Annotated in this window: 22 protein-coding genes; 15 read left to right on the top strand and 7 right to left on the bottom strand. The window is 67.6% G+C overall.

Annotated elements, in window-relative coordinates; genetic code table 11:
• Window positions 1-11 precede the first annotated feature (11 nt).
• The 7 genes from V3C34_RS07005 (at window position 12) to V3C34_RS06980 (ending at window position 11,125) form a co-directional block, all read left to right on the top strand.
• Window positions 12-1,175 carry a glycosyltransferase gene (locus tag V3C34_RS07005; RefSeq protein WP_346008397.1) on the top strand — a complete coding sequence of 388 codons (1,164 nt, stop codon included), beginning with the start codon at window positions 12-14 and terminating at the stop codon, window positions 1,173-1,175.
• 37 nt (window positions 1,176-1,212) lie between these two features.
• Entirely contained in the window at window positions 1,213-2,619 is a 1,407-nt protein-coding gene (locus tag V3C34_RS07000; protein ID WP_346008396.1) for a hypothetical protein, read from the top strand.
• Complete coding sequence (gene wzx / locus V3C34_RS06995) at window positions 2,616-4,031, top strand: O-unit flippase-like protein (protein WP_346008395.1); 1,416 nt, start codon at window positions 2,616-2,618, stop codon at window positions 4,029-4,031. The genes V3C34_RS07000 and wzx overlap by 4 nt, the downstream gene beginning before the upstream one ends.
• A gap of 409 nt (window positions 4,032-4,440) precedes the next feature.
• Window positions 4,441-5,448 carry a glycosyltransferase gene (locus V3C34_RS17720; RefSeq protein ID WP_428832214.1) on the top strand — a complete coding sequence of 336 codons (1,008 nt, stop codon included), beginning with the start codon at window positions 4,441-4,443 and terminating at the stop codon, window positions 5,446-5,448.
• Between the two features lie 280 nt (window positions 5,449-5,728).
• Entirely contained in the window at window positions 5,729-6,643 is a 915-nt protein-coding gene (gene cysD, locus V3C34_RS06990; protein ID WP_346008394.1) for a sulfate adenylyltransferase subunit CysD, read from the top strand.
• Window positions 6,644-6,714: 71 nt separating this feature from the next.
• Window positions 6,715-8,004 (top strand): sulfate adenylyltransferase subunit 1, encoded by a 1,290-nt coding sequence (locus tag V3C34_RS06985; RefSeq protein ID WP_346008393.1) that lies wholly within the window; start codon window positions 6,715-6,717, stop codon window positions 8,002-8,004.
• A 409-nt stretch (window positions 8,005-8,413) separates the two neighbouring features.
• Window positions 8,414-11,125, top strand: coding sequence for an Ig-like domain-containing protein (locus tag V3C34_RS06980; RefSeq protein WP_346008392.1), 2,712 nt, complete (start codon window positions 8,414-8,416; stop codon window positions 11,123-11,125).
• Between the two features lie 84 nt (window positions 11,126-11,209).
• Here V3C34_RS06980 and V3C34_RS06975 read toward each other — a convergent pair whose 3' ends face one another.
• From V3C34_RS06975 to V3C34_RS06965, 3 genes are read right to left on the bottom strand one after another with little or no spacing between them, the layout of a single operon-like run.
• Window positions 11,210-11,365 (bottom strand): hypothetical protein, encoded by a 156-nt coding sequence (locus V3C34_RS06975; protein ID WP_346008391.1) that lies wholly within the window; start codon window positions 11,363-11,365, stop codon window positions 11,210-11,212.
• Window position 11,366: 1 nt separating this feature from the next.
• Window positions 11,367-12,098, bottom strand: a complete 732-nt coding sequence (locus V3C34_RS06970; protein WP_346008390.1) for a class E sortase — start codon at window positions 12,096-12,098, stop codon at window positions 11,367-11,369.
• 4 nt (window positions 12,099-12,102) lie between these two features.
• Entirely contained in the window at window positions 12,103-13,263 is a 1,161-nt protein-coding gene (locus tag V3C34_RS06965) for an NAD(P)-dependent malic enzyme (RefSeq protein ID WP_169701933.1), read from the bottom strand.
• A gap of 156 nt (window positions 13,264-13,419) precedes the next feature.
• On the opposite strand from V3C34_RS06965, the gene V3C34_RS06960 reads away from it, so the two are divergent.
• The 4 genes from V3C34_RS06960 to sodN all read left to right on the top strand — a co-directional run bounded on the left by V3C34_RS06960 (window position 13,420) and on the right by sodN (window position 18,473).
• Window positions 13,420-15,315 (top strand): hypothetical protein, encoded by a 1,896-nt coding sequence (locus tag V3C34_RS06960; RefSeq protein WP_346008389.1) that lies wholly within the window; start codon window positions 13,420-13,422, stop codon window positions 15,313-15,315.
• A 224-nt stretch (window positions 15,316-15,539) separates the two neighbouring features.
• On the top strand, window positions 15,540-17,555 hold the full coding sequence (locus V3C34_RS06955; RefSeq protein WP_346008388.1) for a hypothetical protein: 2,016 nt from the start codon (window positions 15,540-15,542) through the stop codon (window positions 17,553-17,555).
• A gap of 104 nt (window positions 17,556-17,659) precedes the next feature.
• The gene (locus V3C34_RS06950; protein ID WP_068325547.1) at window positions 17,660-17,989 is read left to right on the top strand and encodes a S24/S26 family peptidase; all 330 of its coding nucleotides are present in this window, start codon (window positions 17,660-17,662) and stop codon (window positions 17,987-17,989) included.
• Between the two features lie 82 nt (window positions 17,990-18,071).
• Window positions 18,072-18,473 (top strand): superoxide dismutase, Ni, encoded by a 402-nt coding sequence (gene sodN, locus V3C34_RS06945; RefSeq protein ID WP_068325549.1) that lies wholly within the window; start codon window positions 18,072-18,074, stop codon window positions 18,471-18,473.
• 75 nt (window positions 18,474-18,548) lie between these two features.
• On the opposite strand, the gene V3C34_RS06940 is transcribed toward sodN, so the two are convergent.
• From V3C34_RS06940 to V3C34_RS06930, 3 genes are all read right to left on the bottom strand, one after another.
• Window positions 18,549-19,808 carry an HD-GYP domain-containing protein gene (locus V3C34_RS06940; RefSeq protein WP_068325551.1) on the bottom strand — a complete coding sequence of 420 codons (1,260 nt, stop codon included), beginning with the start codon at window positions 19,806-19,808 and terminating at the stop codon, window positions 18,549-18,551.
• Window positions 19,805-20,965 carry an HD-GYP domain-containing protein gene (locus V3C34_RS06935; RefSeq protein WP_068325553.1) on the bottom strand — a complete coding sequence of 387 codons (1,161 nt, stop codon included), beginning with the start codon at window positions 20,963-20,965 and terminating at the stop codon, window positions 19,805-19,807. The genes V3C34_RS06940 and V3C34_RS06935 overlap by 4 nt, the downstream gene beginning before the upstream one ends.
• A 74-nt stretch (window positions 20,966-21,039) precedes the next feature.
• Complete coding sequence (locus V3C34_RS06930; RefSeq protein ID WP_346008387.1) at window positions 21,040-21,300, bottom strand: hypothetical protein; 261 nt, start codon at window positions 21,298-21,300, stop codon at window positions 21,040-21,042.
• Window positions 21,301-21,343: 43 nt separating this feature from the next.
• Between V3C34_RS06930 and V3C34_RS17715 the strand changes: the two genes are divergently transcribed.
• Window positions 21,344-21,418, top strand: coding sequence for a 50S ribosomal protein bL37 (locus V3C34_RS17715; protein ID WP_370639715.1), 75 nt, complete (start codon window positions 21,344-21,346; stop codon window positions 21,416-21,418).
• 130 nt (window positions 21,419-21,548) lie between these two features.
• On the opposite strand, the gene V3C34_RS06925 is transcribed toward V3C34_RS17715, so the two are convergent.
• Window positions 21,549-22,445 (bottom strand): hypothetical protein, encoded by an 897-nt coding sequence (locus tag V3C34_RS06925; protein WP_346008386.1) that lies wholly within the window; start codon window positions 22,443-22,445, stop codon window positions 21,549-21,551.
• 275 nt (window positions 22,446-22,720) lie between these two features.
• On the opposite strand from V3C34_RS06925, the gene V3C34_RS06920 reads away from it, so the two are divergent.
• The 3 genes from V3C34_RS06920 to galE are packed head-to-tail and all read left to right on the top strand — an operon-like array spanning window position 22,721 to window position 24,703.
• Window positions 22,721-23,371 carry a sigma-70 family RNA polymerase sigma factor gene (locus V3C34_RS06920; RefSeq protein WP_068325559.1) on the top strand — a complete coding sequence of 217 codons (651 nt, stop codon included), beginning with the start codon at window positions 22,721-22,723 and terminating at the stop codon, window positions 23,369-23,371.
• A complete protein-coding gene (rsrA, locus tag V3C34_RS06915) occupies window positions 23,368-23,670 on the top strand; it encodes a mycothiol system anti-sigma-R factor (RefSeq protein WP_068325561.1) in 303 nt (100 codons plus the stop codon). Before V3C34_RS06920 ends, rsrA begins: the two co-directional genes overlap by 4 nt.
• Before the next feature lie 16 nt (window positions 23,671-23,686).
• Window positions 23,687-24,703 carry a UDP-glucose 4-epimerase GalE gene (galE, locus tag V3C34_RS06910; RefSeq protein WP_346008385.1) on the top strand — a complete coding sequence of 339 codons (1,017 nt, stop codon included), beginning with the start codon at window positions 23,687-23,689 and terminating at the stop codon, window positions 24,701-24,703.
• Window positions 24,704-24,733: the final 30 nt, after the last annotated feature.

Raw genomic sequence — 24,733 nt, 5'->3', positions numbered from 1 at the left:
TAGCATTCATCGTGAACAATCTTGACATCGGTGGACCGCAAAAGGGGCTCTTGGCCATCTTGGAAGTGTTGGACCCAAATATATTCGACGCCACGGTGATTTCGTTGCAACCTCGCGGACAACTCAGGCGCGAGATTGAAAAGTATGCGACTGTCATTGACGCGCCCCGGTTAGCGCGATCACTACAGATCAACCGCGGTCGGGCCCTCAAGGACCTCGCGGACATCACTTGGACAGTGGGACCGAAAGCGTCCTGCGCTGGCATTCGAACGCTGTGGGCGGCGCTCCGCAGGCAACCGTTGAACCCGCATAGACAGCGCCTATGGAAGCTTGGTTCTGGGCACGTGCCCAAGACAGGCCGACCCTTTGACTTGGCCATCTCCATGAGTCCAGGACCGGCAACGTACTTCTTGGTCGATGGCGTGACGGCGTCACGCAAGTATCACTGGATCGTGGGCGATTATAGCCAGACTGTCATCAATCACAATGTCGACCTGAGCTACTTTCAATCAACGCACGGCGCGATATCCGTTTCTGAACAATGCGCTGAAATTTTCACGGGCATGTTTCCTGAGATCGCCTACTCTCCAACAGTTTTCACGCACCGAGTGCCGTGGAAGTTCTACGCGGGTCAGCGATCGGAAGAAGCGCTCGAGTTCTCCCATGCTCCACGTGCCCATAAGATCGTCACGGTTAGCCGATTGGACCCGGGGAAGGGAATTGATTTGGCGGTCCGCGCCTGTGCCGAATTGAAGCAGCGGAATATCAATGTCTGTTGGGTGGTACTAGGGGACGGCAAAGAGCGCCCGCGATTGGAGCGTTTGATTTCCGACCTAGGGGTGGGCGGGGAGTTCTTTCTCCTCGGATTCCGCAATAACGTCGCGCAGTATCTCCAGGAGGCCGACATCCTGGTGCATTCCTCTCTGAGCGAGGGGCGATCGATCGCTGTTGACGAAGCCATTGCAATGGGTACCCCTGCCGTAGTCACAAATTACCGGACTGCACCCTCCCAAGTTTCTCATGGGGTCAGCGGCCTTATTTGTGATTTCTCGCCCGCCGACATTGCCAGTAGCGTCCACCGAGCACTGGAGACCGAGTTCGCACTCACGCCCCAGCGCGAAGGCGACCATCTGTCTGTCAACTTGTTCTTCGCAAGTTTGGGTGCAAATGTCTAAATTGCGTTCTCTCTGGCTTTTGTCAATCGTTCCGGCGATGGCCACGAGCCTCTGGCTTGCCACCGCTGGAAGCACGATCTTTCCCAGCCTTTCTTGGCTACCCTTGGTCTACTTGGGTTGCACAGGACTAGTTGTCCTGACGGTACCGGGAAACTTTGGGTGTACCGTAACCGAAATTCTACTCGTTGGTCTGCTCTTCGCTCGGCTAGTTTTGATTCCAGCAGTTATGCAGAGTGCTGGTTCCGAGTTCTACACCGGGATTTCGAGTCTTTCCAGTAGTGACATGGAGGCTGGGACTCAGTACTTAGCCTATGAGACCATTTTTACTACGGCTGCATTTATACTGCTACGGAGCCGCCTGATTGGAACGAGGAAACTAGTTTCAAAGGGTAGTGATGACGGCAGTTGGCTTGTTCAACCCGGCAACTTCGTGCCATACCTATTGCTAATGGCCGTAGGCCTCGGTGCGGTCATGTTTCCCCAAGTTCGAGAGCGCTTTTCGTTCTTTACGACCGCGATTGAAGGTACCGCACGTGAGATAGTGTCGGGTTACTCCCCCGCATTCGACGGCCTCGCCGCTCTAGCGAACCTCGCCCGATTTGCCGCTCCCATCGCATTCATCGCATGGGCTATAGCCGCCTACCGAAAAAGCCCCCGGGCTGGGATCCCTGTCTTGGCGAGTTTCGCCATCATCTTCGTGAACATGTTCTACATCTCCACGAGTAGGGCATCTTTCTTCATACCTCTTGTCGCATCAGTTTTGGCGTTGCGAGTTGCTCTGCCGCGTGAGAAACGGATGCTAACTAGGTTAGTGGGGGGGGCGCTGATCGTGACCACGTCGGTCGTTACGCTTCGAAAGGCCGGAGGGGGCGGCAATGGATCCACTGCTGCCTGGCTAGCGGACTACTTGTCGATCTACCTAATGGGTCCTCAGGAATATGCTGTCGGGTTGCGCAGCATTGCCGCCTATGGGACCCTCGCAGATCGCTCCACTCTCCTTTCTGATGTGTTGGGCAATGTGCCCGTATTATCCGCTATGGCCGAACTCAGCAACCGGACCAGCCAGTTCTACAATTGGAGTTACCTGGGCTCGAGTTCATTCGAGGGTGGCGGGTTCATTGTGCCGGCGTCGGTTCAGGGTGCGTTCTATATAGGGGTACTGCTTGGGCCGCTAGCAGCAACTCTAGGGTTAGCGCTCGCGCTCTTGGGCGAGCGACAGTTGCAAGAGGGGACAGCGACTGCAGCAGGTCTCTACTTGGCTTTTTTTGCGATCGTGACGGGCACCATTTACTACACGAACGCTGTGTCTAATCTTCTGGCGCTAGTTAGCTTCCCCCTCATACCCCTTCTGGTGGTTGGTTCGCTAGACCGAAGACTGGGGCAGTCTTTAGCGACGTCGCCGAGGAAGTCTAGACGCCAGACTCAAACTGGATATAGCTCATGAGCAAAATTGTCGTCGGGGCCCAAGACGTCAGGTGGAGCTACGCCAACCTTCTTCTTACTAGCGGCGTGAACTTGGCTCTAATGCCACTTATTCTTTGGGCCCTGACGCCGGATGAAGTAGGGGCTTGGTATCTATTCACGGCCATTGGCGGCCTGGCTCTCGTACTTGACATGGGTCTCATGACAACCCTCGCGCGACACGTGACTTTCGTATGGTGTGGCGCCGAAGAACTCGTTGCTACAGGCTATCGGCCCTCCTCGGTTGGAGCTCCGAACTACTCGCTCCTATCTAGCATTCTTGGCGCGGCCAAGCTCGTCTACCACATTCTTGGACTTACAATATTTTGTCTATGCATCGGTTTCGGGACGTGGCATATCGATAGAGTGGTCGGAGGATCCGATGCTGCCGGATACATCATCGCGTGTTGGTTAATCTACGCGGTGTCTATCTGGTGGAATGTTGCCTTTTCGTTTTGGAATCCGCTGCTTCGGGGGATTGGTGAAGTAGCGGCGAGCGGTAAGGCGAACGTAGCGGGGAAGGTTACTCAACTGGCCCTCACCTCCGCAGCATTAGTAGCTGGCTTCGGACTTGCAGGCGTGTGCGCTTCCTTCTTGTTGTCCTCTCTCGTATTCAGGGCCCTGTCTAAACGGTTCTTCTACTCGCGAGCGGGTGTCGGTCTTCGCGTTGAGAACCGGGCTTCACTCAAGGAGCGAGCTATAACCCTTAGGATCGTTTGGCCAAACTCTCTAAGACAGGGGCTCGTCAGTGTGTCTCAGTTTGTTCTGTCGTCGGGGCCGGTGTTTGTGGCCTCGGCATTCCTTGCCCTACCCACAGTTGCTGTCGTAGGGCTGACCGTGCAGGTGCTGGGACTGATCAAGGTATTCGGAAACACCCTATTCAACGTCTTTCAGCCATATTTCGGTCAGGCAAGAATGACTGGGGACGTTCGTGCTCTGAAGTACCGCTTGTCTCTGTCTTTAGGCGTGGCGACATACTCGATCGCTGGCGTCGGCGCGATGGCCCTTACATTGGGAGACCCACTACTCAAACTCGTCGGCTCCGATGTGGGGCTGATGCCTATAGCGCCGGGTTTCGCGTTTCTTCTCAGCGAACTGGTTATAAATCAGTATGCGCTTACGACCGGGTTCTTGGCGACCGGGAATCGGATTCCCATGCACTGGGCCTACTTGGGCACCGCCGTGGCTGCTATCGTCGGACAAGTGATCTCCATTCAATGGCTCGGCTGGGGTCTGTGGGGGCTGGCTATACCGACCCTCGCAGCGTCATTGAGTTTCAATGCTTGGTTTTGGCTTCGCCGTGCGGCGCGCGAGGTTGAATTGACGTCCCTCCAATTGTTGAAAATGGGATTTTCGAGCCCAGTTGCTGTCGTTTCAAGGAGGCTGTTGAATTGATACTTCGTCTGTTGCGGATCGCACGAACTTTTCGCGATGCTGGGGTTCCTATTGTTCCTTCTATCATCGGTCGCCTGGTCCGCTTGGTCTACGGCTGCGAAATTAGTTACCTGGCTGACATTGACCGCTCTACGCGTTTGCCCCATAAGGGACTCGGCGTCGTTGTCGGTGACGGGGTAGTAATTGGTCCGGGATGCACGCTTTTGCAGAACGTCACGATCGGTGGGCGCGGCGGTCCGGGCGTGCCGGTTCTGGGCGAGGGTGTAGCCGTTGGTGCGGGCGCGTGCATCCTGGGCGATGTATTTATCGGCGCGGGGGCGTCTGTGGGAGCCAATGCCGTGGTCTTGAGCGATGTCGCTCCTGGTGATGTAGTTGGTGGGGTACCCGCGAGGGTTATCAGGAGGTCAGTATGAGTAGCGTATTGCGCCGCACGGCCAGACTTAGTGGTCGCCGACGCGACTTCGGAATTTCGCAGGCATCGACAGTCAGTGGGGGAGATGGGCTCCCCTTTCCGCGAGTTTGCGTTCTAGTCGCCGTTTACGAGGGAATGGATTTTCTACCGATGCAGTTGGCCTCGGTATTGAATCAACAACATGTTGACGTCTCGGTCATAGTCAGCGTTGACCTGAGCGCGGACAGGTCATTCGAGTGGATATCGAAGGTTGCTCAGGTCGATCCGCGCGTGCAGGTCTTGCCGTACGGTGAGCGATATGGCTCAGCGTCAGCGAACTTCTTCCGTCTCGTTAAGGAGGCAGATTTTGGAAATGTGGATCTCGCGGCTTTCTGTGACCAAGACGACTACTGGTACCCGGATAAGTTGTGGCGCGCCGCTCAGGCAGTTTTGCATGGGCCGTACTCAGGGTACTCCAGCAGCGTCCTGGCTTGGTATCCGAATGGCCGGACGAGGTTATTGGATAAGGTAGGTTGTGAACGAACCTGGGACCATTTGTTTTCGGCTCCTGGCCCCGGATGTACTCAAGTATTTTCGTCTGAGTTGGCGGTCAGCTTCCAAGAGTTTCTAATTGGTTCTTGGTCCAGCGTGCGTAACATCGATTACCACGATTGGCTCCTTTACGCTTTCGCCCGCGAGCGTGGCCATGGGTGGTTTATCGACTCGATTCCCGGAATTTTGTATCGTCAGCACGGGCGTAATCAGCTGGGGGCCAACATTGGCCTGAGGGCGGCCGCTGGCCGCCTCCGCCAGATTCGCAGAGGCTGGTATTTGGACCAGGTTCGACTGATCGCCGTCTCGGTCGGTGCCCGCGATTCACGACCGATGAAGCATCTTCTTGCCTCTAGCTGGTCGGGACGAATCTGGTTGGTGGTTCACACGAAGCACTTTCGGAGACGTTGGGTTGAGTCTCTGGCTCTGAGTATGGGGTTGGTCGTGGCGCGAGGTGTCGCTGGCAAGAATTGACCTCGCACAGAGTGTTTGTCGTCGTGGGCGATCTTTTCGGATGTGCCAAGCTGGGGCACTTCACTGAGGAGCCGATGCCTTCGACGGGCACCCACCTCGCGCGTTGACCTGCGCCACTCTGGACAGGGCTCTAACTTCCGGCCTTGCTCCGACCTCGCGCATCGCTTGCCATGGCTCGTTCCTGTCGTCGCCGGACGCGGTGCCCAACACCTGAACACCAGTTTGGACATCCATAACGAGACGTTATGCTCCGGGGGTCCATCCGAAGAGAGGTTCCCTCGTGCCCACTGCTGCCCCACAGGCTGCCCTGACGCACCTCGACGTCCTCGAGTCCGAGTCGATCCACATCATCCGTGAGGTCGCCGCGGAGTTCGAGCGCCCCGTCCTGATGTTCTCCGGCGGCAAGGACTCGATCGTCATGCTCCGGCTGGCGGAGCGGGCCTTCGCGCCCGCCAAGATCCCGTTCGGCCTGCTCCAGGTCGACACCGGGTTCGACTTCCCCGAGGTCCTCGCCACCCGCGACCGCTGGGTCGACCGGCTCGGCATCGAACTGCACGTCGCGTCCGTCGAGCAGGCGATCGCCGACGGCATCGTCATCGACGACGGCAAGACCTCGCGCAACCGGCTGCAGATCGGCACGCTGCTCAACGCCATCGAGGAGCGCGGGTACACCGCAGCCTTCGGCGGCGGACGCCGCGACGAGGAAAAGGCGCGCGCCAAGGAGCGCATCTACTCCCACCGCGACGACTTCGGCCAGTGGGACCCCAAGAACCAGCGCCCCGAGCTGTGGTCGCTGTACAACGGGCGCATCCACGAGGGCGAGCACATGCGGGTCTTCCCGCTCTCCAACTGGACCGAGCTCGACATCTGGCAGTACATCGGCCGGGAGCAGCTCGACATCCCCGAGATCTACTTCTCGCACCAGCGTCGCGTCTTCGAGCGCGACGGGATGCTGCTCACCGAGAGCGAGCACAACCGCCTTCGTCCCGGCGAAGAGGCGCAGGAGCGCACCGTGCGCTTCCGCACCGTCGGTGACCTGACGCTGACCGGCTGCGTGGAGTCCTCGGCCGGCACCGTCGAGGAGATCATCGACGAGATCTCCATCGCCCGCCTCACCGAGCGCGGCGCGACCCGGGGCGATGACCGGTTCAGCGAGGCCGCCATGGAGGACCGCAAGAAGGAGGGGTACTTCTGATGAGTATTGATGTTGAGAACGTGACCGACCCTTCGAGGCTCGTCGCTGGCGCTCCTCGCACCTCAGGGGGCGTGACGGGGACCGACCTGGACCTCGGGCTGCTGCGCGTGGCCACCGCGGGCTCCGTGGACGACGGCAAGTCGACGCTCATCGGGCGCCTGCTGCTCGACAGCAAGGCGATCTTCGAGGACCAGCTCGAGGCCGTCGAGGCCACGAGCAAGGCCAAGGGCCACGACCACACCGACCTCGCGCTGCTGACCGACGGCCTGCGCAGCGAGCGGGAGCAGGGCATCACCATCGATGTCGCCTACCGCTACTTCGCCACCCCGCGGCGCAAGTTCATCCTCGCCGACACCCCGGGCCACGCGCAGTACACGCGCAACATGGTCACCGGTGCCTCCACCGCCGACCTGGGGCTCGTCCTCGTCGACGCCCGCCACGGGCTGACCGAGCAGTCCCGCCGGCACACCGTCCTGCTGTCCCTGCTGCAGGTCCCCCACATCACCCTCGTGGTCAACAAGATGGACCTCGTCGGCTACGACGAGTCCGTCTACACGCGCATCCGTGACGAGTTCCTCGCCTTCACCGAGCAGCTGCAGGTGCCCGCGGTCGCGACCTTCCCCATCTCGGCCCTCGTCGGCGACAACGTCGTCGAGACGAGCGACACGATGCCCTGGTACTCGGGTACGAGCCTGCTCGAGCACCTCGAGACGGCGGAGAGTGCCGACCTCTTCGAGACGAAGGGGGACCGCTTCCCCGTCCAGTACGTCATCCGGCCGCAGCAGGGCGAGCACCGCGACTACCGCGGCTACGCCGGCCGCGTCGATGCGGGCACCTTCCACGTCGGCCAGGAGGTCGTCGTCCTGGCGAGCGGCGTGCGCACGACGATCGCCGGCATCGACACCCTCGACGCCACGCACGAGCAGGCCGTCACCGGCCAATCCGTCACGCTGCGCCTCGGTGACGACGTCGACGTCTCCCGCGGCGACCTCATCGCCGACGCCGAGCACGCCCCCGAGGTGACCCGCGAGATCACCGCGACGGTCTGCTGGATGACGACCGGCACGCTCCACAGCCGGCAGAAGCTGCTGCTCAAGCACACGACCCGCACGGTCAAGGCGATCGTCGACGGCCTCGGAGCGCGCCTGGACGTCAACACCCTCGAGCGAGACGGCGAGGCCAGCGAGCTGGGGCTCAACGAGGTCGGGACCGTCTCCCTTCGCCTGTCGCAGCCGCTCGCGGTCGACGCCTACGCGACCCACCGGGCGACGGGGTCCTTCATCCTCATCGACCCGGCCACGGGCAACACCGTGGGCGCCGGGATGATCTCGGGCACGCACGGAGTCGAGTACTCGATCTGAGAGAGCCGCTCGGTCGCAGCGCCAGGGTCTGCCGCTCGGCGGAGGAGTCGCCCGTCGAGGTGACCCACCGCGACGGGGAGTCCCTGGTGCTGACGCGCAAGAGCGAGTACGACGAGCACTCCACCGACCTCGCTGTCGCGGCCGACCTCGTCGCGGTGTCCCTCGCGCCCGGCGACTCTTCTCTGGAGGAGCGGCCGAGTCCTTCATCCTCATCGACCCGCCACGGGCGACACCGTCCACGCTCGTCCATGCTGACGTCCTGACCACCGAACGGCATCGCACCTTACGTGTTCATTACCAATGTCTGGTTGTAAGGCGAACCAACCGCTCTCCATAGTAAGGATCGGCAGTGCCGCCGGAGCCCAGGGCCCGTGCGGAAACTCTTGGGTCTCACGGGGAGAGCATCTACATGGCGAACGCACATCTCATGACGACAGGGCTACGCGAGCGGGGTGTCGCATTCGCTGCAGCCATCCTGGCGATCGTCCTCGCCACCGCCGGCGTGGCCGTCTCGATGGCCCCGCAGGCCCAAGCCGCACCCGTCCCGACCGCCTACACGGCAACCGGCTCCGGCGACGTCCTGCGGGTCAGCAGCACCGTGCTCGGCGCACCGTTGGCGAATGTCGACGTGGTGCACTCGGAGGCCGGCGTGGACAGCACCGATGCAGCGACCCCCGCGACCGCCACCTCGTCCAACCTCGGCGTGCGCGTCGGTGGCCTCGTCGGACTCACCGCCACCAACACCGAGACCGCCCCGCCGAGCCACACCGAGGACGGCACTCTGCTCACGGCGTCAGCCTTGGGTCTGAGCACCGGCGTCGTGACCTACACCGACACGGTCAACTGGGCAGGAGCCGACGCGTGCGTCGCCGCCGGGACCCCGATCTCGTCCGCGACCACCCGCACAGCTGGAGCCGACCTCACCCTGCTCAACCAGCAGATCCTCGCGACAGGCGTCTCTTCCACCACCGGGACCACCTCCTTGGTCCCCACCACGGCCACTAACGACACCCGTGCGGTCGTCGCCACGAGCACAGGCTTCCTGACCGGTCTCACGCTCCTCAACGACCTCGTGACCGTGTCGGTGCTCAACAGCCCCAGCCTCGTCGCCACGGCCACCGGCACACCGACCGGCTCCGGCGTGGAGTTCACCCCCGCCGAGGCCACGGTGACCGTCGGCGGTGTGACCACAACACTGGTGGCGGGTGCCGACACCGTCCTGGACCTCCCTGACGGCTTGGGATCGGTCACCCTGCACCTGACATCCGGTGACGAGCTCACCAACGAGACGGTGGCAGCGGACGGGACCAGTGCCAGCGGCGACGCCGTCGCGCTGACCGCGACCATCTCCCTGCTCGATCCCACCGGAACCCCGTTGCTCGGATCCGTGGACGTGGACCTCTTGGCGCTGCACGCGGACGCCACCGCTCCCCTCGGTGGGGTCGAGTGCGCCGACACCACGCCTCCGGTCATCGAGATCACCGAGCCCACCGACGGCTCGACCACCACCGACACCACCCCCTCCATCACCGGCACCTCCGACGTCATCGACGGCGAGATCACCCTGACCATCGACGACGGCGACCCCATCACCGTGCCCACCGACGGCGACGGCAACTTCACCTACACACCCACCACTCCCCTGGACGAGGGCGCGCACACCGTCGAGGCCAGCGCCACCGACGAGGCCGGCAACACCGCCACCGACCAGGCCGACTTCACCATCGCCCCGGTCGACACCACGCCGCCGGTCATCGAGATCACCGAGCCCACCGACGGCTCGACCACCACCGACACCACCCCCACCATCACCGGCACCTCCGACGTCATCGACGGCGAGATCACCCTGACCATCGACGACGGCGACCCCATCACCGTGCCCACCGACGGCGACGGCAACTTCACCTACACACCCACCACTCCCCTGGACGAGGGCGCGCACACCGTCGAGGCCAGCGCCACCGACGAGGCCGGCAACACCGCCACCGACCAGGCCGACTTCACCATCGCCCCGGTCGACACCACGCCGCCGGTCATCGAGATCACCGAGCCCACCGACGGCTCGACCACCACCGACACCACCCCCACCATCACCGGCACCTCCGACGTCATCGACGGCGAGATCACCCTGACCATCGACGACGGCGACCCCATCACCGTGCCCACCGACGGCGACGGCAACTTCACCTACACACCCACCACTCCCCTGGACGAGGGCGCGCACACCGTCGAGGCCAGCGCCACCGACGAGGCCGGCAACACCGCCACCGACCAGGCCGACTTCACCATCGCCCCGGTCGACACCACGCCGCCGGTCATCGAGATCACCGAGCCCACCGACGGCTCGACCACCACCGACACCACCCCCACCATCACCGGCACCTCCGACGTCATCGACGGCGAGATCACCCTGACCATCGACGACGGCGACCCCGTCACCGTGCCCACCGACGGCGACGGCAACTTCACCTACACACCCACCACTCCCCTGGACGAGGGCGCGCACACCGTCGAGGCCAGCGCCACCGACGAGGCCGGCAACACCGCCACCGACCAGGCCGACTTCACCATCGCCCCGGTCGACACCACGCCGCCGGTCATCGAGATCACCGAGCCCACCGACGGCTCGACCACCACCGACACCACCCCCACCATCACCGGCACCTCCGACGTCATCGACGGCGAGATCACCCTGACCATCGACGACGGCGACCCCGTCACCGTGCCCACCGACGGCGACGGCAACTTCACCTACACCCCGACGGATGAGCTCGCCTGCGGTGAGCACGAGGTCATCGCCACGGCGACCGACGACGGCGGTTCCACCAGCGCCACCGTGTCCTTCACGCTGACGTGCGAGGACGGCTCTGACCCGGGCACGACCCCTGACGACTCGACCGGCGGCGGCGCCGGCGACGACAACGCCATGGGCGACGATGGAATGGGCGACGACGGGGCCCCGACGGCGGGGCCGGGGCTGGCGTTCACCGGCGCCAGTGTCCTCCCACAGTTGGTCCTGGCGACCCTGCTCCTCCTGGGTGGGACGGGCCTGCTGCTGACTCGCCGGGCCGCCGGCGGACGTCGGGTCCGAGGCGCCCACCGAGCAGTCCAGGAGGGCTGAGCGGGTTCACCGCTCCACCTGACCGAGAGGAGGCGCTGCGTCCGAGATCGGACGCAGCGCCTCCCTTCGTCGTCGGGCGCCGTCTCAGCCGACGGTGGTGGCGTCGGGCGGCAGGAGCGACGCGACCCACGGGAAGACCCACTGCGCCAGCACCACGAGGAGCGACACCAGCAGCACGAGCGCCTCGACGACCTTGACCGCGGTCGGCCCGGGGAGCCGACGCCAGATGGCTGCGTACATGTCAGGCCTCCTGGGTGGGTGCGGCGAGGACCTCCGGTGGCAGCCCCGCCGCCCGAGGATAGGTGTGGACGAGATCGGCGTGGACGATGTATCGCTGCCGGGCGCTGTAGCGGGGATGGCACGTGGTCAGGGTCAGTCGCGCCTCGGTCGGCACCGACCCGACCCGACCCGGCACAGGCGCGATGACCGACGACTCGCTCGGGTCGACGATCGTGGAGGACGTCACCCGATAGACGTGGTACTCCCGTGCTGTCTCCACGAGGACGCGGTCACCGACGACCAGACGCTCGACGTCGCTGAAGGGGCGGCCGTAGGTCGTCCGGTGCCCCGCCAGGGCGAAGTTGCCGACAGCACCCGGCTCCGCGGTGCGGGGGTAGTGACCGACACCCCTGCGGAGTGTGCCCTCGTCCGTCCCGGAGTAGATCGGGCGGGCATAGTCCGAGCCGAACCGAGGTATCCGCAGGATGGCGTCCGCGTCCGCGCCGCTGGCCACCTCGGCGCCTCCCTCGTCGGTCTCGGGGTGCGCGCCGCCCCGGCGTGCGGCTGGCCCATCCGCAAACCGCCGCTCGAGCTGGTCCACGACGTGCGCCTGCTCCCGTTCGGCGGTGACATCGGTCCACCACAGCTGCCACCCGACGAAGAGCAGGACGAGCACCCCCGCAGTGATGACGAGCTCTCCCAGCACGCCGAGCGCGTCGGCGCGGACGCGCCCGCTCGATCGCTGGTCACTCATGGGGTCAGCCCGCGTGGGCCGCCACGGCAGCTGCGACGGCCTCGGCCACGCCCTCCTGGAAGACCGGCGGGACGATGCAGTCGGCCGTGGGCTCCTCGACGAGGTCGGCGATGGCGCGCGCGGCGGCGAGCTTCATCTCCTCGCTGATCTGCACCCCACCGGCGTCGAGCGCCCCGCGAAAGATGCCGGGGAAGGCCAGGACGTTGTTGATCTGGTTGGGGAAGTCGCTGCGGCCGGTCGCGACGATCGACGCGTACTTGTGCGCGATGTCGGGGTGCACCTCGGGCGTGGGGTTGGCCAGTGCGAAGATCATCGGCCCCTTCGCCATCGTCGCGATCTGCTCCTCCGGCACAGTGCCGCCGGAAACGCCGATGTAGACGTCGGCGCCCTTGAGCGCGTCGCCCATCGAGCCGGTCCGGCCCGAGACATTGGTCGTGGCGGCCAGCATCTCCTTGTGCGCGACGAGGTCGTTGCGGTGCTTGCCGATGATGCCGCGCGAGTCGCAGACGACGATGTCGACGACGCCGGCGAGCTGCAGCAGCTGGGTCACGGCGACACCGGCCGCGCCGGCACCGCCGACGACGACCTTGAGCGAGCTGATGGTGCGGTCGACGACGCGGCAGGCGTTGATCAGCCCGGCGAGCACGACGATCGCCGTGCCGTGCTGGTCGTCGTGGAAGACGGGGATGTCCAGGCGCTCGCGCAGCCGACGCTCGAGGTCGAAGCAGCGCGGGGCCGAGATGTCCTCGAGGTTGATCCCGCCGAAGCTCGGCGCCATCCGGGCGATCGCGTCGACGAGCTCGTCGATCGAGCCGGACTCGAGGCACACCGGGATCGCGTCGACGCCGGCGAAGTGCTTGAAGAGCACCGCCTTGCCCTCCATGACCGGCATCGCCGCGAGCGGCCCGATGTCCCCCAGGCCGAGCACCGCGGTGCCGTCGGTGATGACGGCGACCGTGTTGTTGCGGGCGGTGTAGGTGCGCGAGAGCGACGGGTCCTGCTCGATGGCCAGGCACACGTCGGCGACGCCCGGGGTGTAGAGCAGGGACAGGTCGTCCTGGTCGCGCAGCGGCTTCGTGGCCCGTACCTCGACCTTGCCGCCCTCGTGGGCGACGAACTGCGGGGCAGTCAGGTCGTAGGTGGTGGTGGGCTCGGGCGCAGACACGGCAGACAGACCTCGGATGAATCGATACCAGACACAGGAGACGGAGCGCCCTGGGCGACCTGGTGGGTCGCAGCGGGCGGCTGGTGAGCCGCGCCCATCCTCGCACATCCAGCCACTACGCTCGGCGAACCACCCCCTTCGCCACCGGAGTCGTCCATGCGCTCGCGCACCCTGCTCGCCGCCCTGCTCACCGCAGCCCTGAGCGGCACCGCGCTCACCGCCCAGGCGCAACCGACGACCTCTCCCGACCCGCAGGTCCGTGTCACGGGCACGCTCGTGCGCACCGCGGTCGAGGAGGCAGGTGGCCGGCAGCACTTCGGCGTGCTGAGCGAGGACCGGGTCGTCCCCGTCGACGGCGCCGGGCTGGAGCACACCGCGCCCGGCTCCCGGGTGAGCATCGACGTCGCCGTCCCGCGGGCCGTCCTGCGCCGCTCCTCCCCCACCGCGCCCACGGCGACGCTGCGTGCCGCGAGCCGGGACACCGCCCTCGCCCCCGGCGGCGACCCCCTGCCCGTCACCGAGGTCCTCTCCGCCGAGGCCGCACCGCAGGCCGCGACGAGCACCCGCAAGATCACCTACGTCGAGGTCACGCCGAAGGGAGTGACCCGCGACCCGGTCACCAGTACCGTCGCGGCGCGGCAGGTCTCGGCCGCGGACGCGTACTGGAGCGACCAGTCCGGTGGTCGGATCCGGATGGGCGCGCCGACGATGAAGCCGCACTACACCTCGATCTACACGTGCCGCGATGACCCGATGGCGCGCTTCGACGAGGCGCTCGTCGAGACCGGTTGGCGGGTCGAGGACAACTCGAGCCTCGTGCTCGCGCTGCCGCGCTCCACCGAGCGCACCTGCGGCTACGGCCTCGGGACCCTCGGCGAAACCACCTCGTCACCCGGGCTCCTGCATGTCGCCGACACCAAGTACCCCGTGCTCGCCCACGAGCTCGGCCACAACATCTCGCTCGACCACGCCAACTCGCTCGTGTGCTCCGGCCGCAGCGACACGCGCAACCTCAGCGACGGCTGGTGGGACAACGGCTGCCGCGAGGCCGACTACGGCGACTCGCTCGACGTCATGGGCATCTCCGGCTCGACCGCGCCGATGCTCTCCTCGCCGCAGGCCCTCGCCAAGGGCCTCATGCCCTCCTCCGCCGCGACCGCCGTCGGCTCCGGGACCACCAGCGTCACGCTCCGGCCGGTCTCCGGCATGGCCGGCACCCGCGCGGCCGTGGTCACCAACCGCGGCTCCGGCGTGAAGTACTGGGTCGAGCTGCGCGCCGCCACCGGCCGCGACGCGACCAACCCGCTCGGCCAGACCACCGGCGTGCGCGTGCTGCGGCTGAACTCCAAGGAGCGCACCAGCGTGCTCCTCGACCCCACCCCCACCGGGACCCGCGACAACTCCATGTCGCTCGCCGCCGGCCGCACCCTCACCAGCTACGACGGCACGATCGCGATCACGACGGAGTCGGTCTCCTCCACCCAGGCCGTCGTGCGGATCGCCAACACCTCGACGCCCAAGTCCTTCGCGCTCGTCGCCGGGCCCCGCATCACCGGGACGAAGGGGGTCGGCCGCACCCTGACCGCCACGAACGGGTCGTGGTCGCCGACCCCGTCGTCGTACGGCTACCGGTGGCGGCGCAACGGCGTCGCGATCAGCGGCGCGACCGGGCGCACCTACACCCCGACCCGCTGGGACGCCGGCCGCTACCTGACCGTCACGGTCACCGCCCGTCGCACCGGCTACACCTCGAAGTCCTCGGTCTCCCCCCGCGTCGGGATCCCGATCCACGCCACCCAGCGCCCGTACCTGGTCGGCACCCCTCGGGCCTGGTCCCGCCTCACCGTCTACGTCGGGTCGTGGACGCCGAAGCCGACCTCCTACGCCTACCGCTGGTACCGCGACGGCCGCGCCATCAGCGGCGCGACCGCCAAGACCTACACGGTCCGCTCGATCGACCGCGGCCACCGCATCCAGGCCAAGGTCATCGCCCGCCGCACCGGCTACTCCACCGGGATGCAGCTGACGTACAGCACGACCATCCGCCCCTGACCCGACGCCCTGCCCCCTGAGGAGCTTGCGCAGCAAGCGCGCCCCGCCCCCTGAGGAGCTTGCGCAGCAAGCGCGCCCCGCCCCCTGAGGAGCTTGCGCAGCAAGCGTCTCGAAGGGGTGGCACCAACTACCCATACGTGCCGCAGATCCGCCGGTCCTAGCGTGTGCTCATCGCCGAGCGGGACTCCCCGCCACGACGCCGATCCCACGCCACGGGGGCTGCCATGCGCGCACGTCGAGTCCTGCCCGCCATCCTCGCCGCCGGAGTCGCGTTCGCCGCGGCGTCGACGACGAGCTCGGCCCAACCCCCTTCGACCGCCTCGGCGCCCGACGCGCTGGTCCGGGTATCGGGCACGCTGCTCGCGACCTCGGTCGAGCGCGGCTCGCCCACGGCCTGGTACGCGGTGCGCGACGGTGACCGGCTCGTGCCGGTGCGGGGCGCGGTCCTCGGGCGGGTGAGGCCCGGCAGCACCGTGACCGTCGACGTCGAGGTGCCCGCCACGGTGAGCAGCGCGGCAGCCGCGGACCGGACGATCTCGATCCCGGGCCTGGGCGGTCGCGCCCGCCAGCACGACCTCTCCCCCGCGGACCTGCGGGCGGCTTCCGACGCGACGCCGGCGAGCGCCGACAGCGCCATCGGGCGGGCGACGACGACGGTGCCGCTGGCTCCCGGCGCCGACCCGCTGCCGGTGAAGCGTCTCGTCTCCAGCACCCCGCGCACCGCCGCCGCGTACACGCCGGCGACGCGCAAGATCACCTACATCGAGGTGACGCCGAGGGGGATCACCCGTGAGCCGCTCAGCAGCTCGCAGGCGAGCACGCAGGTGTCCTCGTCGGACGCCTACTGGCGGCTCAACTCGCGCAGCACCCTGCGGCTCGGCACGCCGATCATGCGCTCGCACTACGCCTCCCCCTACCGCTGCGCGGACAACCCCTTCGCCCTGTGGGAGGACGTGGCCAACGCGCGCGGGTGGGTCGCGGAGCAGGACTCCACCCTGGCCCTGAAGTTCCCCGAGGCGTCGTACGTGAGCGGAGGCTGCTCCTACGGCCTGGGCTCGGTCGGCATGGACCCCAACAGCGGGGGCTACGTGTACTTCGGGTCGTACACGACCAGCGTGCTGGCCCACGAGGTCGGCCACAACATGGGTCTCGGGCACGCCAACGCGATCGCCTGCGCCGGCGGCAAGAGCGACGGAGCGTACTCCACCGGCGCCTTCAGCGGCTGCGGCGAGTACGAGTACGCGGACTACATGGACGTCATGGGACCCGACCTCGGCGGACCCCCGGCGATGCTCTCCAGCCCGCAGGCCCGCCACTACAGCACCCTCGAGTCGGCCGCGCGCGTGCTCGTCGGCACCGGCACGACCACCGTCACGCTCAAGCCGATGGCGGGGACGAGCGGTGTCCGCGTCGCGCAGATCACCAATGCGATCACCCGCGCCGTGTACCTCGTCGAGTACCGCACCGCTGCGGGCCAGGACACGTTCGCCTCGACGTGGGTCCCGCCCGGCGTGAAGGTCCTGCGCCACAACCCCTACGAGGGCTCGAGCGTCCTGCTCGACGCGTCTCCGACCGGCAGTCCGGACGACAACTCGGTGCTGACCGTCGGGCGCACCCTCAGGAGCTACGACGGCCGCATCACGATCACGACGCTCTCGGCGACGTCGACCGGGGCGACGGTGCGAGTCACCAACTCGGCGACCCTCTCCCCCTTCACGCTCGTGACGGCCCCCAGGATCACCGGGACGAAGGGGGTCGGCAGGCTCCTCACCGCGTCCAACGGCACGTGGTCGCCGACGCCGACGTCGTACTCGTACCGGTGGAAGCGCAACGGGACGAGCATCTACGGCGCCACGGCCAAGACGTACACGCCGACCCGCTCGGACGCCGGCCGCTACCTCACCGTCACCGTGACCGCACGGCGTTCGGGCTACACCTCGAAGTCCGCGACCTCGGCCCGCGTCGGCATCCCGATCTACAACACGACGCGACCGAGCATCTCCGGCACCCTCCGCGCCGGCAGCACGATCGCGGTGACGAACGGGAGCTGGACGCCGACGCCGAGCACGTACGCCTACCAGTGGTACCGCAACGGCGTGGCCATCTCGGGGGCCACGAGCAAGACCTACGTGGTGCGATCGATCGACCGCGGCCAGCTGGTCAAGGCCAAGGTCGTCGCCCGCCGCACCGGCTACTCGAGCGGCTCGATCTACACGTACAGCAAGACGATCGCGCGCTGACCCCGCTCCCTGCGGAGCTTGCGCAGCACGCGACCCCGCTCCCGGCCCACGCTCCCTGAGGAGCTTGCGCAGCAAGCGTCTCGAAGGGCTGCGAGGATGCGCGCATGCTCCTGCCCGGCCTGACCCGCGTCGTCGGACGCTCGATGGAGCCGACGCTGCGTGACGGCGACCTGCTGCTCGTGCTGTGGGGCGCACGACCGCGCACCGGCGGCCTCGCGCTCGTGCGCCTCCCGGACGACGACGCCGGGCTCGCGCGCCCGGTCGCGGTCAAGCGCGTGACGGGGCGCGACCCCGCCGACCCCACCCGGTGGTGGGTCGAGCGGGACAACCCCCGCGAGGGCGTCGACTCGTGGTCGGTCGGCTCGCTCGCCGAGGACGCCGTGCTCGCCCGCGTCCTGTTGCGACTCCCTTGCAGGAGAAGGCCCTTTGCGTGACGCAGCGACGTGCGTTGGGTACGTTGAAACCAGCGTCGTCCGCACCGCGGGCGATCCAGCCCCCACGAGAGGAAGGCACTCCATGCGACTTCGTGACATCTTCCGCATCACCCAGGCCAGCGCCCACTGCGACCTCCCCTGCGGCGTCTACGACCCCGCCCAGGCCCGCATCGAGGCCGAGTCGGTCCTCGCCATCATCAAGAAGGTCGCCGACAACGACGACCCCGACTTCCGCACCCGCGCGATCCTCATCAAGGAGCAGCGCAGCCAGCTCGTCAAGGAGCACCTGTGGGTGCTGTGGACGGACTACTTCAAGCCGCCGCACTTCGAGAAGTACCCGCAGCTGCACACCCTCGTCAACGAGGCCACCAAGCTCGCCGGCGCCGGCGGCACCAAGGGTGAGCTCGACCAGGCCAAGGCCGAGGAGCTGCTCGAGAAGATCGCCGAGATCGACAAGATCTTCAAGGAGACCAAGCAGGGCTGACCCCCCTTCGTCCTCCTGCGTGGCCGTCACCCTCCGGGGTGGCGGCCACGTTGTCGTCGTCAGACGTTGTCGTCGTCAGACCGCGCGCTCCATCACGGCCTGCTCGAGTGCGGCGACGACCTCCGGGTCGTAGTCGTACCCCAGGCCGAGGTGCAGTCGTTCGAGCGCCACCGCCTGCGCACGCGGGGACCGGGCGCCCTCGGTGATGTCGTCCCAGGCATTGGCGACCCGCACGATGCGCGAGGCGATCGGGATGTGCTCGCCGAACTCGCGCGTGCGGCGGAAGGGGGTACGGACCTGGTCCAGCAGCGGGAGGAGCTCCGCGAGCTGCGGGGTCCCGGCCACCAGGCGCCGGGTCGAGTACGCGATCTGGGCCTCCTGGATCGCGGTGGCGTGGATCGTCGCGCCACCGCGCAGCGGCTCCGCCAGACCCAGCTGGCCCAAGTCGTGGAGCAGCGCCGTGCGCTCGACGAGGCGCAGGGCAGCGAGGTCCATCTCGAGCGAGCGACCGATCGCGACCGCGAGCCGAGCGACCCGCTGGGAGTGGCCGGGACGGGTGAGGCCGGCGACCTCGCTGAGCCGGGACATGGCGAGCATCGACTGCTCGAGGGCATCGCGGATGCCGATGACGCGCCGCACGGCCACGTACGTCAGGACGACGGGGATGATGAGCAGCGGGATCGCGGCCCACTCGAGGTAGGGGCTCGACAAGGCGATGAGCGGTCCGGTCGCGATCGTCGCGCCCCCGATCCCGGCCAGCGGCCCGACCTCGACCGCGAGCACTCGTGCCAGCGGCCGCTCCTCCCCCAGCCACAGCACGAGCGTCTCGAGCGCGCGCTCGACGAGACCACCCGCGAGAGCGGCCGCGAGCATGCCGAGCGCGCCCAGGGTGGACGAGTGGGCGGGGTCGAACGTCCACTCGACGAGGTTTTCCCCCCGGACCGCCGGGGAATGGGAGAGGTAGGTCGTGACGGCCACCCCCAGGAAGCGCGCACCGAGCGAGCCCTCGATGACCGAACCGCCCCGGGCCCGGACGAGGAGGCCACCGATGAGGATGCTCAGCCACACGACGGCCAGGACGGTCCAGCCGTCGACCACGGTGCCGGTGGACGCTGCGAGGACGAGCCCCAGCGCGGGCGCGGTCGTGAGCGGCGCGATGGCGCGACCGGCGACGACGAGCGGCACCTGCTCACCGATGATGATCGCGATGACGGCCACCACGGTGAAGCCGGTGAGGACGTCTGCGCTGAAGTTGGCGTTGATCGCGGCGTAGGACCCGATGAGGATCGCGCCGACGAAGAGGATCAGGCCGGATCGGCCGGGACGCTCGGTCACACCACGGCCTTCGGCAGCTGGTCCCGCTCGAGTGCCCGCCTCAGGGCCATGACGCACTTCGGGTCGAGGGCGTGCCCGGCCATGCGCTCGCAGGACGTGACCGCTTCCTCCGGGGACACCCCTTCGAGCACGCACGTGCCCCATGCGTCGGCGGTCGCGAGGACCCTGGCGCCGACCGGGATGCTGCGGCCGATGAGCCCGTGCGGGCGACCTTCGCCGTCGTAGCGCTCCTGGTGCGCGGTGATGATCTCCATCGACTCGTCGAGGAAGGCGATCGACCCGAAGACGCGGCGCGAGGCGTCGGCGTGGTCCCGGCGGCGGATGGCCGGCGGCGCGTCCTCGAGCGCGAGCTTGCCGACATCACGCAGGCGCGCGGCGGCCGTGACCTGGTCGACGACCCGCGCGGACAGACCCATGGTGGTCGCGATGGCGCCCGCTGCGGCGGCGACGACCCGCGCGTCCTCGGCGGCCCCCGGGTGGCGCAGCTCGAGCGCGCCGACGAAGGGGGCGAGCACGTCGTGGCGCGTCGCCCACTCCTCCGCGTGCTGACGCAGACCCCACTGGATGACGAGGAGCGAAGGGAGAAAGAACAGGGCGGCGACCCACCCCAGGCCGGCGGGGGCCCAGAGGACGACGAGGAGGTAGGCCCCGACGATGGACAGCGCGTAGGCGGAGCTGGTCTGCTTCAGGACGTCGACGAGGACGACGCGCCACGGGGCGTTGGTGCTGAGCTGCAGGACCCCGGCGAGGAGGAACGCGTTGATGAGGCTCGCCGCGACCGCGGTGACGGCGACGCGCAGGGCGAGGTTCTGGGGGGTCGGCATCGTGTCCGTCATGCCCAGCTGCCAGCCTCCTGCCGCGGCGTAGGCGGCCGAGCCGGCGATGACGAGGAGCACACGTTGCGAAGCGTTGAAGACCCGCTTGACCGTGTTGTTGCGGTCGAGGAGGACGGGTAGGACCGCGACGACGATCGCCCCGACCGGTCCCACGAGGGGGATGGAGGCGATGTGGATCATGCCGGCGACCGACAGCTGGAAGGGCCCGACCGCCTGGGGCTTGCTGATCGAGGCGAGGCTGGCCACGACGAGCAGCGCCACGACCCAGCTCAGCTCTCGAGGGGGGCCCGCGAGGGCTGCGGACACACCTGTCGCGACCACCGCCAGGATGGCAGTCGTCGCGACGTAAGCGTGCGTCGAGCGAGGGGGTACCCCGGTCGACGCCGTGGTCAAGCTCAGGCGTCGGTGGACGGTGCGTCAGGCGACGGCAGCGCCCAGTCGACGCTGGCGGCCTTGGAGCCCGCCCAGTCGACGCTGTCAGCCTGGGCGCCCGCCCAGTCGACGCTGCGCATGGTGGTGAAACCAGAGAGGGCGGTCACGAGGCCGGCAACGGCGAGGGCTACGGTGATTTTCTTCACGATCCTCATGATGCCATCAATGTGGGCCAAAGAGGAAGGGTCATTGATAACGCTATGACACAATGACTCGTCGATCACCGCTCCGGCACGTCGCCGGGGGCATCCAGCAAGGAGTCACCTCATGAGCAAGCGCGCCCGCAAGCGTCGCTCGCGCAAGGGCAAGTCCGCGAACCACGGCAAGAAGCCCAACGCCTGAGCATCCGCACCTCGTGCACTGAAGGGGGCCGCCCACCCGGGCCGGCCCCCTTCGTCATGCCTCGCCGAGACTCGGGCGATGGCCACAAAACCCCGCTCTTTGCGACCATGCGCCGAGTCTGGGTGGCCGGTCAGAGGAGGAGATCGCCGAGCCGGGTGATGAGCCGCCGGGTGTAGGCCGCCCTGACCAGGTGGATGTTGGTCATCTCCACGTACGTCCACCCCGCGGCTTCGAACCGCGCCCGACGGTCCCGCTCGTACTGCCACGCGCTCCGATCGGTGCGGTGCTGGTCGCCGTCGTACTCCGCCACGACCTTGGGCTCGCGCCACAGGAAGTCCGCGACGCCGATGAGGACGCCCCAGTCGTCGCAGACCCTGACGTTGAGCTCCGGCGTGGGCAGACCGTGGTCCCGGAACAGCAGTCGGGCCTCGGACTCCTTCGGGGAGGCGGATCCCGGGTCGAGGAAGGGGGCGACCTCCCGCAGCGTGCGGATGCCGCGTCGGCCGGACAGCGTCTCGAGGTGGCGCAGGACCTGGGCCGGCGTCACGTCATGGTCGCGGAGCAGGGCGTCACCGGCGGCCACGAGCTGTGGGCGCGTCCAGCTGCCGGCCAGGTCCGACCAGGTGTGCAGGGCGGCGACGACCGGCAACCCATGCACCTGCGTCACGGCGCGCGCCTCGAGGCCGTTGTGGCTGAGCACGCCGCGCCGCTCGAGCCACGGCCGGCCGCTGTCGCGACTGACGTGGACCGGCTCGTCGCGGCCCCATGGCCGAGGCGTCGGCAGCCCGAGCAACCTGGCCGCCGTGAGATGACTGATGACCGCGTCCTCGGGCACCACCGAGCGGACCAGCCTCGCCAGCTCCCCGACGTCGGACGGCCCCTGCTCACCCGGGCGGAACCGCAGTCCGTGCGACGGGATCTCGAAGCCCGTGCGCAGACGCCCCCGGACGCCCAGGTCCCGCGCGTCGGCCATCGTGAAGCCGGCACCGGACAGGTCCCCCGGCAGCTGCTGCGGTCGTCTTCCCATGTACCGACCCCACCCTCCCCAGCGCCTCGGGCACACCCCCACCGGCCTTCTGTGGACGGTGCGGGTCCGCCCCCTTCGCCTGTGGACTCATCGACACTCGGGCCATGGCCTCAAAAGTGGCGACATTGCGGCCATGAGCCGAGTCTCGGCGAGGGGGAATGAGGGGCCGGGCGAGGGCGTTGGACCCACCAGCACAACGGCCACGAAGGACAGGAGTGCACGTGCTGGTACTGCACGCCGGAGAGCGCACCGCCGCCCCGCTAGGGTGGAGCGCGATGACTGATCCCACGATTGACGAGCTGGAGGCGATGGCCGCAGCGGATGCCTCCGTCGACGTCTCCCAGGAGACGACGGAGGAGCGGCGCGCGCGCTTCGAGCGCGAGGCGATGCCGCTGCTCGACCAGCTGTACTCGGCCGCCCTTCGCACCACGCGCAACCCGACCGACGCCGAGGACCTCGTCCAGGAGACCTTCGCCAAGGCCTTCGCCGCCTTCCACCAGTACCGGCCGGGCACCAACCTCAAGGCGTGGATGTACCGCATCCTCACCAACACCTACATCAACAGCTACCGCAAGAAGCAGCGCGAGCCGAAGCAGTCCGACTCCCCCGAGATCGAGGACTACCAACTCCACAAGGCCGAGCAGCACACCTCCAAGGGGCTGCGCTCCGCCGAGGTCGAGGCGCTCGACCGCATGCCCGACACCGAGGTCAAGCGCGCGCTGCAGGAGCTGCCCGAGGACTTCCGCATGGCGGTCTACCTCGCCGACGTCGAGGGCTTCGCCTACAAGGAGATCGCCGACATCATGGGCACGCCCATCGGCACCGTGATGTCGCGCCTGCACCGGGGACGTCGCCAGCTCCGCGAAAAGCTCACCGACTACGCCGCCGACCGCGGCATCGCATCCGCCAAGGAGGGTCAGGCATGAGCCACGACCCCGAGCACATGGACTGCTCCCAGGCGCTCCACCGGATGATGGAGTACCTCGACGGCGAGATGTCGCGCGAGGACGCCCAGGGGATCGCCGAGCACCTCGCGCAGTGCGGCCCGTGCCTGGCCGAGCACGACCTCGACCAGGTCATGCGCCAGGTCCTCCAGCGCTCCTGCGCGCGGGAGCAGGCCCCGCCGCAGCTGCGCGCGACGATCATGCAGAAGATCACCACGATCTGCAACGACGGGTCGTGGACCGAAGTGACCCAGATCCGGCAGATCTCCACCGAGGGCTGAGCCGTACCCTGACGCCATGCGCGTCCTCGTCACCGGCGGAGCCGGGTACATCGGCTCCCACACCGTCGTCCAGCTCGTCGCCGCCGGCCATGAGCCGGTGGTCGTCGACAGCTTCGTCAACTCGCGCCCGTCGGTCATCGGCCGGCTCGAGGAGCTGACGGGCCGGCGGGTCGAGACGCACGGCTTCGACCTGCGGGACGCGGACAAGACCTCCGCGCTCCTGGGCGAAGGGGGGTTCGACGCCGTCATCCACTTCGCCGGCCTCAAGGCGGTGGGCGAGTCGAGCCGGATCCCGCTCGAGTACTACGAGAACAACCTCGGCACGACCTTCTCGCTCCTGCGGGCCATGGACCGGCAGGGAGTGCGCAAGCTCGTCTTCTCCTCGTCCGCCACGGTGTACGGCGAGACCGAGACCGTGCCCATGCCCGAAGAGCTCCCGACGAGCGCGACCAACCCCTACGGGTGGACGAAGGTCATGCAGGAGCAGATCCTGCGGGACGTCGCGGCGACCGGAGCCGTCCAGGTCGCGCTGCTGCGGTACTTCAACCCGGTGGGTGCGCACGCCTCGGGGCGGATCGGCGAGGACCCCCAGGGCACCCCCAACAACCTCATGCCCTTCATCGCGCAGGTGGCGGTCGGGCGGAGGGAGCGGCTCCGGGTCTTCGGCGGTGACTACCCCACGCCGGACGGGACCCCCCTTCGCGACTACATCCACGTCGAAGACCTCGCCGCCGGCCACGTCGCGGCGTTGCAGTACCTCGAGCGGCACCCCGAGACCCCGGTGCGCGAGTGGAACCTCGGGACCGGCCACGGCACGTCGGTGCTCGAGATGGTCGCCGCCTTCGCCGCCGCGAGCGGGCGCCCGGTCCCGTACGAGCTGGCCCCTCGCCGGGCCGGGGACCTCGCCGCCTGCTACGCGGACCCGAGCCGCGCCGAGGCCGAGCTCGGCTGGCGCGCGACGCGCACGATCGAGCAGATGTGTGCCGACACGTGGCGCTGGCAGTCGGCCAACCCGCAGGGCTACCCGGCCTAGACCCGCCCAGACGCGGGCAATGGCCGCTAT

This window comes from Janibacter terrae, assembly GCF_039636765.1.
GTDB classification, from domain to species: domain Bacteria; phylum Actinomycetota; class Actinomycetes; order Actinomycetales; family Dermatophilaceae; genus Janibacter; species Janibacter terrae.
This window is presented reverse-complemented; position numbering and strand designations above follow the sequence as displayed.

Excerpts from the sequence above, each read along its gene's own strand:
- V3C34_RS07000 (WP_346008396.1), top strand. The coding sequence starts at position 1,213 with ATGGCCACGAGCCTCTGGCTTGCCACCGCTGGAAGCACGATCTTTCCC.
- wzx (WP_346008395.1), top strand. The coding sequence starts at position 2,616 with ATGAGCAAAATTGTCGTCGGGGCCCAAGACGTCAGGTGGAGCTACGCC.
- V3C34_RS17720 (WP_428832214.1), top strand. The coding sequence starts at position 4,441 with ATGAGTAGCGTATTGCGCCGCACGGCCAGACTTAGTGGTCGCCGACGC.
- V3C34_RS06980 (WP_346008392.1), top strand. The coding sequence starts at position 8,414 with ATGGCGAACGCACATCTCATGACGACAGGGCTACGCGAGCGGGGTGTC.
- V3C34_RS06975 (WP_346008391.1), bottom strand. The coding sequence starts at position 11,365 with ATGTACGCAGCCATCTGGCGTCGGCTCCCCGGGCCGACCGCGGTCAAG.
- V3C34_RS06970 (WP_346008390.1), bottom strand. The coding sequence starts at position 12,098 with ATGAGTGACCAGCGATCGAGCGGGCGCGTCCGCGCCGACGCGCTCGGC.
- V3C34_RS06960 (WP_346008389.1), top strand. The coding sequence starts at position 13,420 with ATGCGCTCGCGCACCCTGCTCGCCGCCCTGCTCACCGCAGCCCTGAGC.
- V3C34_RS06955 (WP_346008388.1), top strand. The coding sequence starts at position 15,540 with ATGCGCGCACGTCGAGTCCTGCCCGCCATCCTCGCCGCCGGAGTCGCG.
- V3C34_RS06950 (WP_068325547.1), top strand. The coding sequence starts at position 17,660 with ATGCTCCTGCCCGGCCTGACCCGCGTCGTCGGACGCTCGATGGAGCCG.
- sodN (WP_068325549.1), top strand. The coding sequence starts at position 18,072 with ATGCGACTTCGTGACATCTTCCGCATCACCCAGGCCAGCGCCCACTGC.
- V3C34_RS06925 (WP_346008386.1), bottom strand. The coding sequence starts at position 22,445 with ATGGGAAGACGACCGCAGCAGCTGCCGGGGGACCTGTCCGGTGCCGGC.
- V3C34_RS06920 (WP_068325559.1), top strand. The coding sequence starts at position 22,721 with ATGACTGATCCCACGATTGACGAGCTGGAGGCGATGGCCGCAGCGGAT.
- rsrA (WP_068325561.1), top strand. The coding sequence starts at position 23,368 with ATGAGCCACGACCCCGAGCACATGGACTGCTCCCAGGCGCTCCACCGG.
- galE (WP_346008385.1), top strand. The coding sequence starts at position 23,687 with ATGCGCGTCCTCGTCACCGGCGGAGCCGGGTACATCGGCTCCCACACC.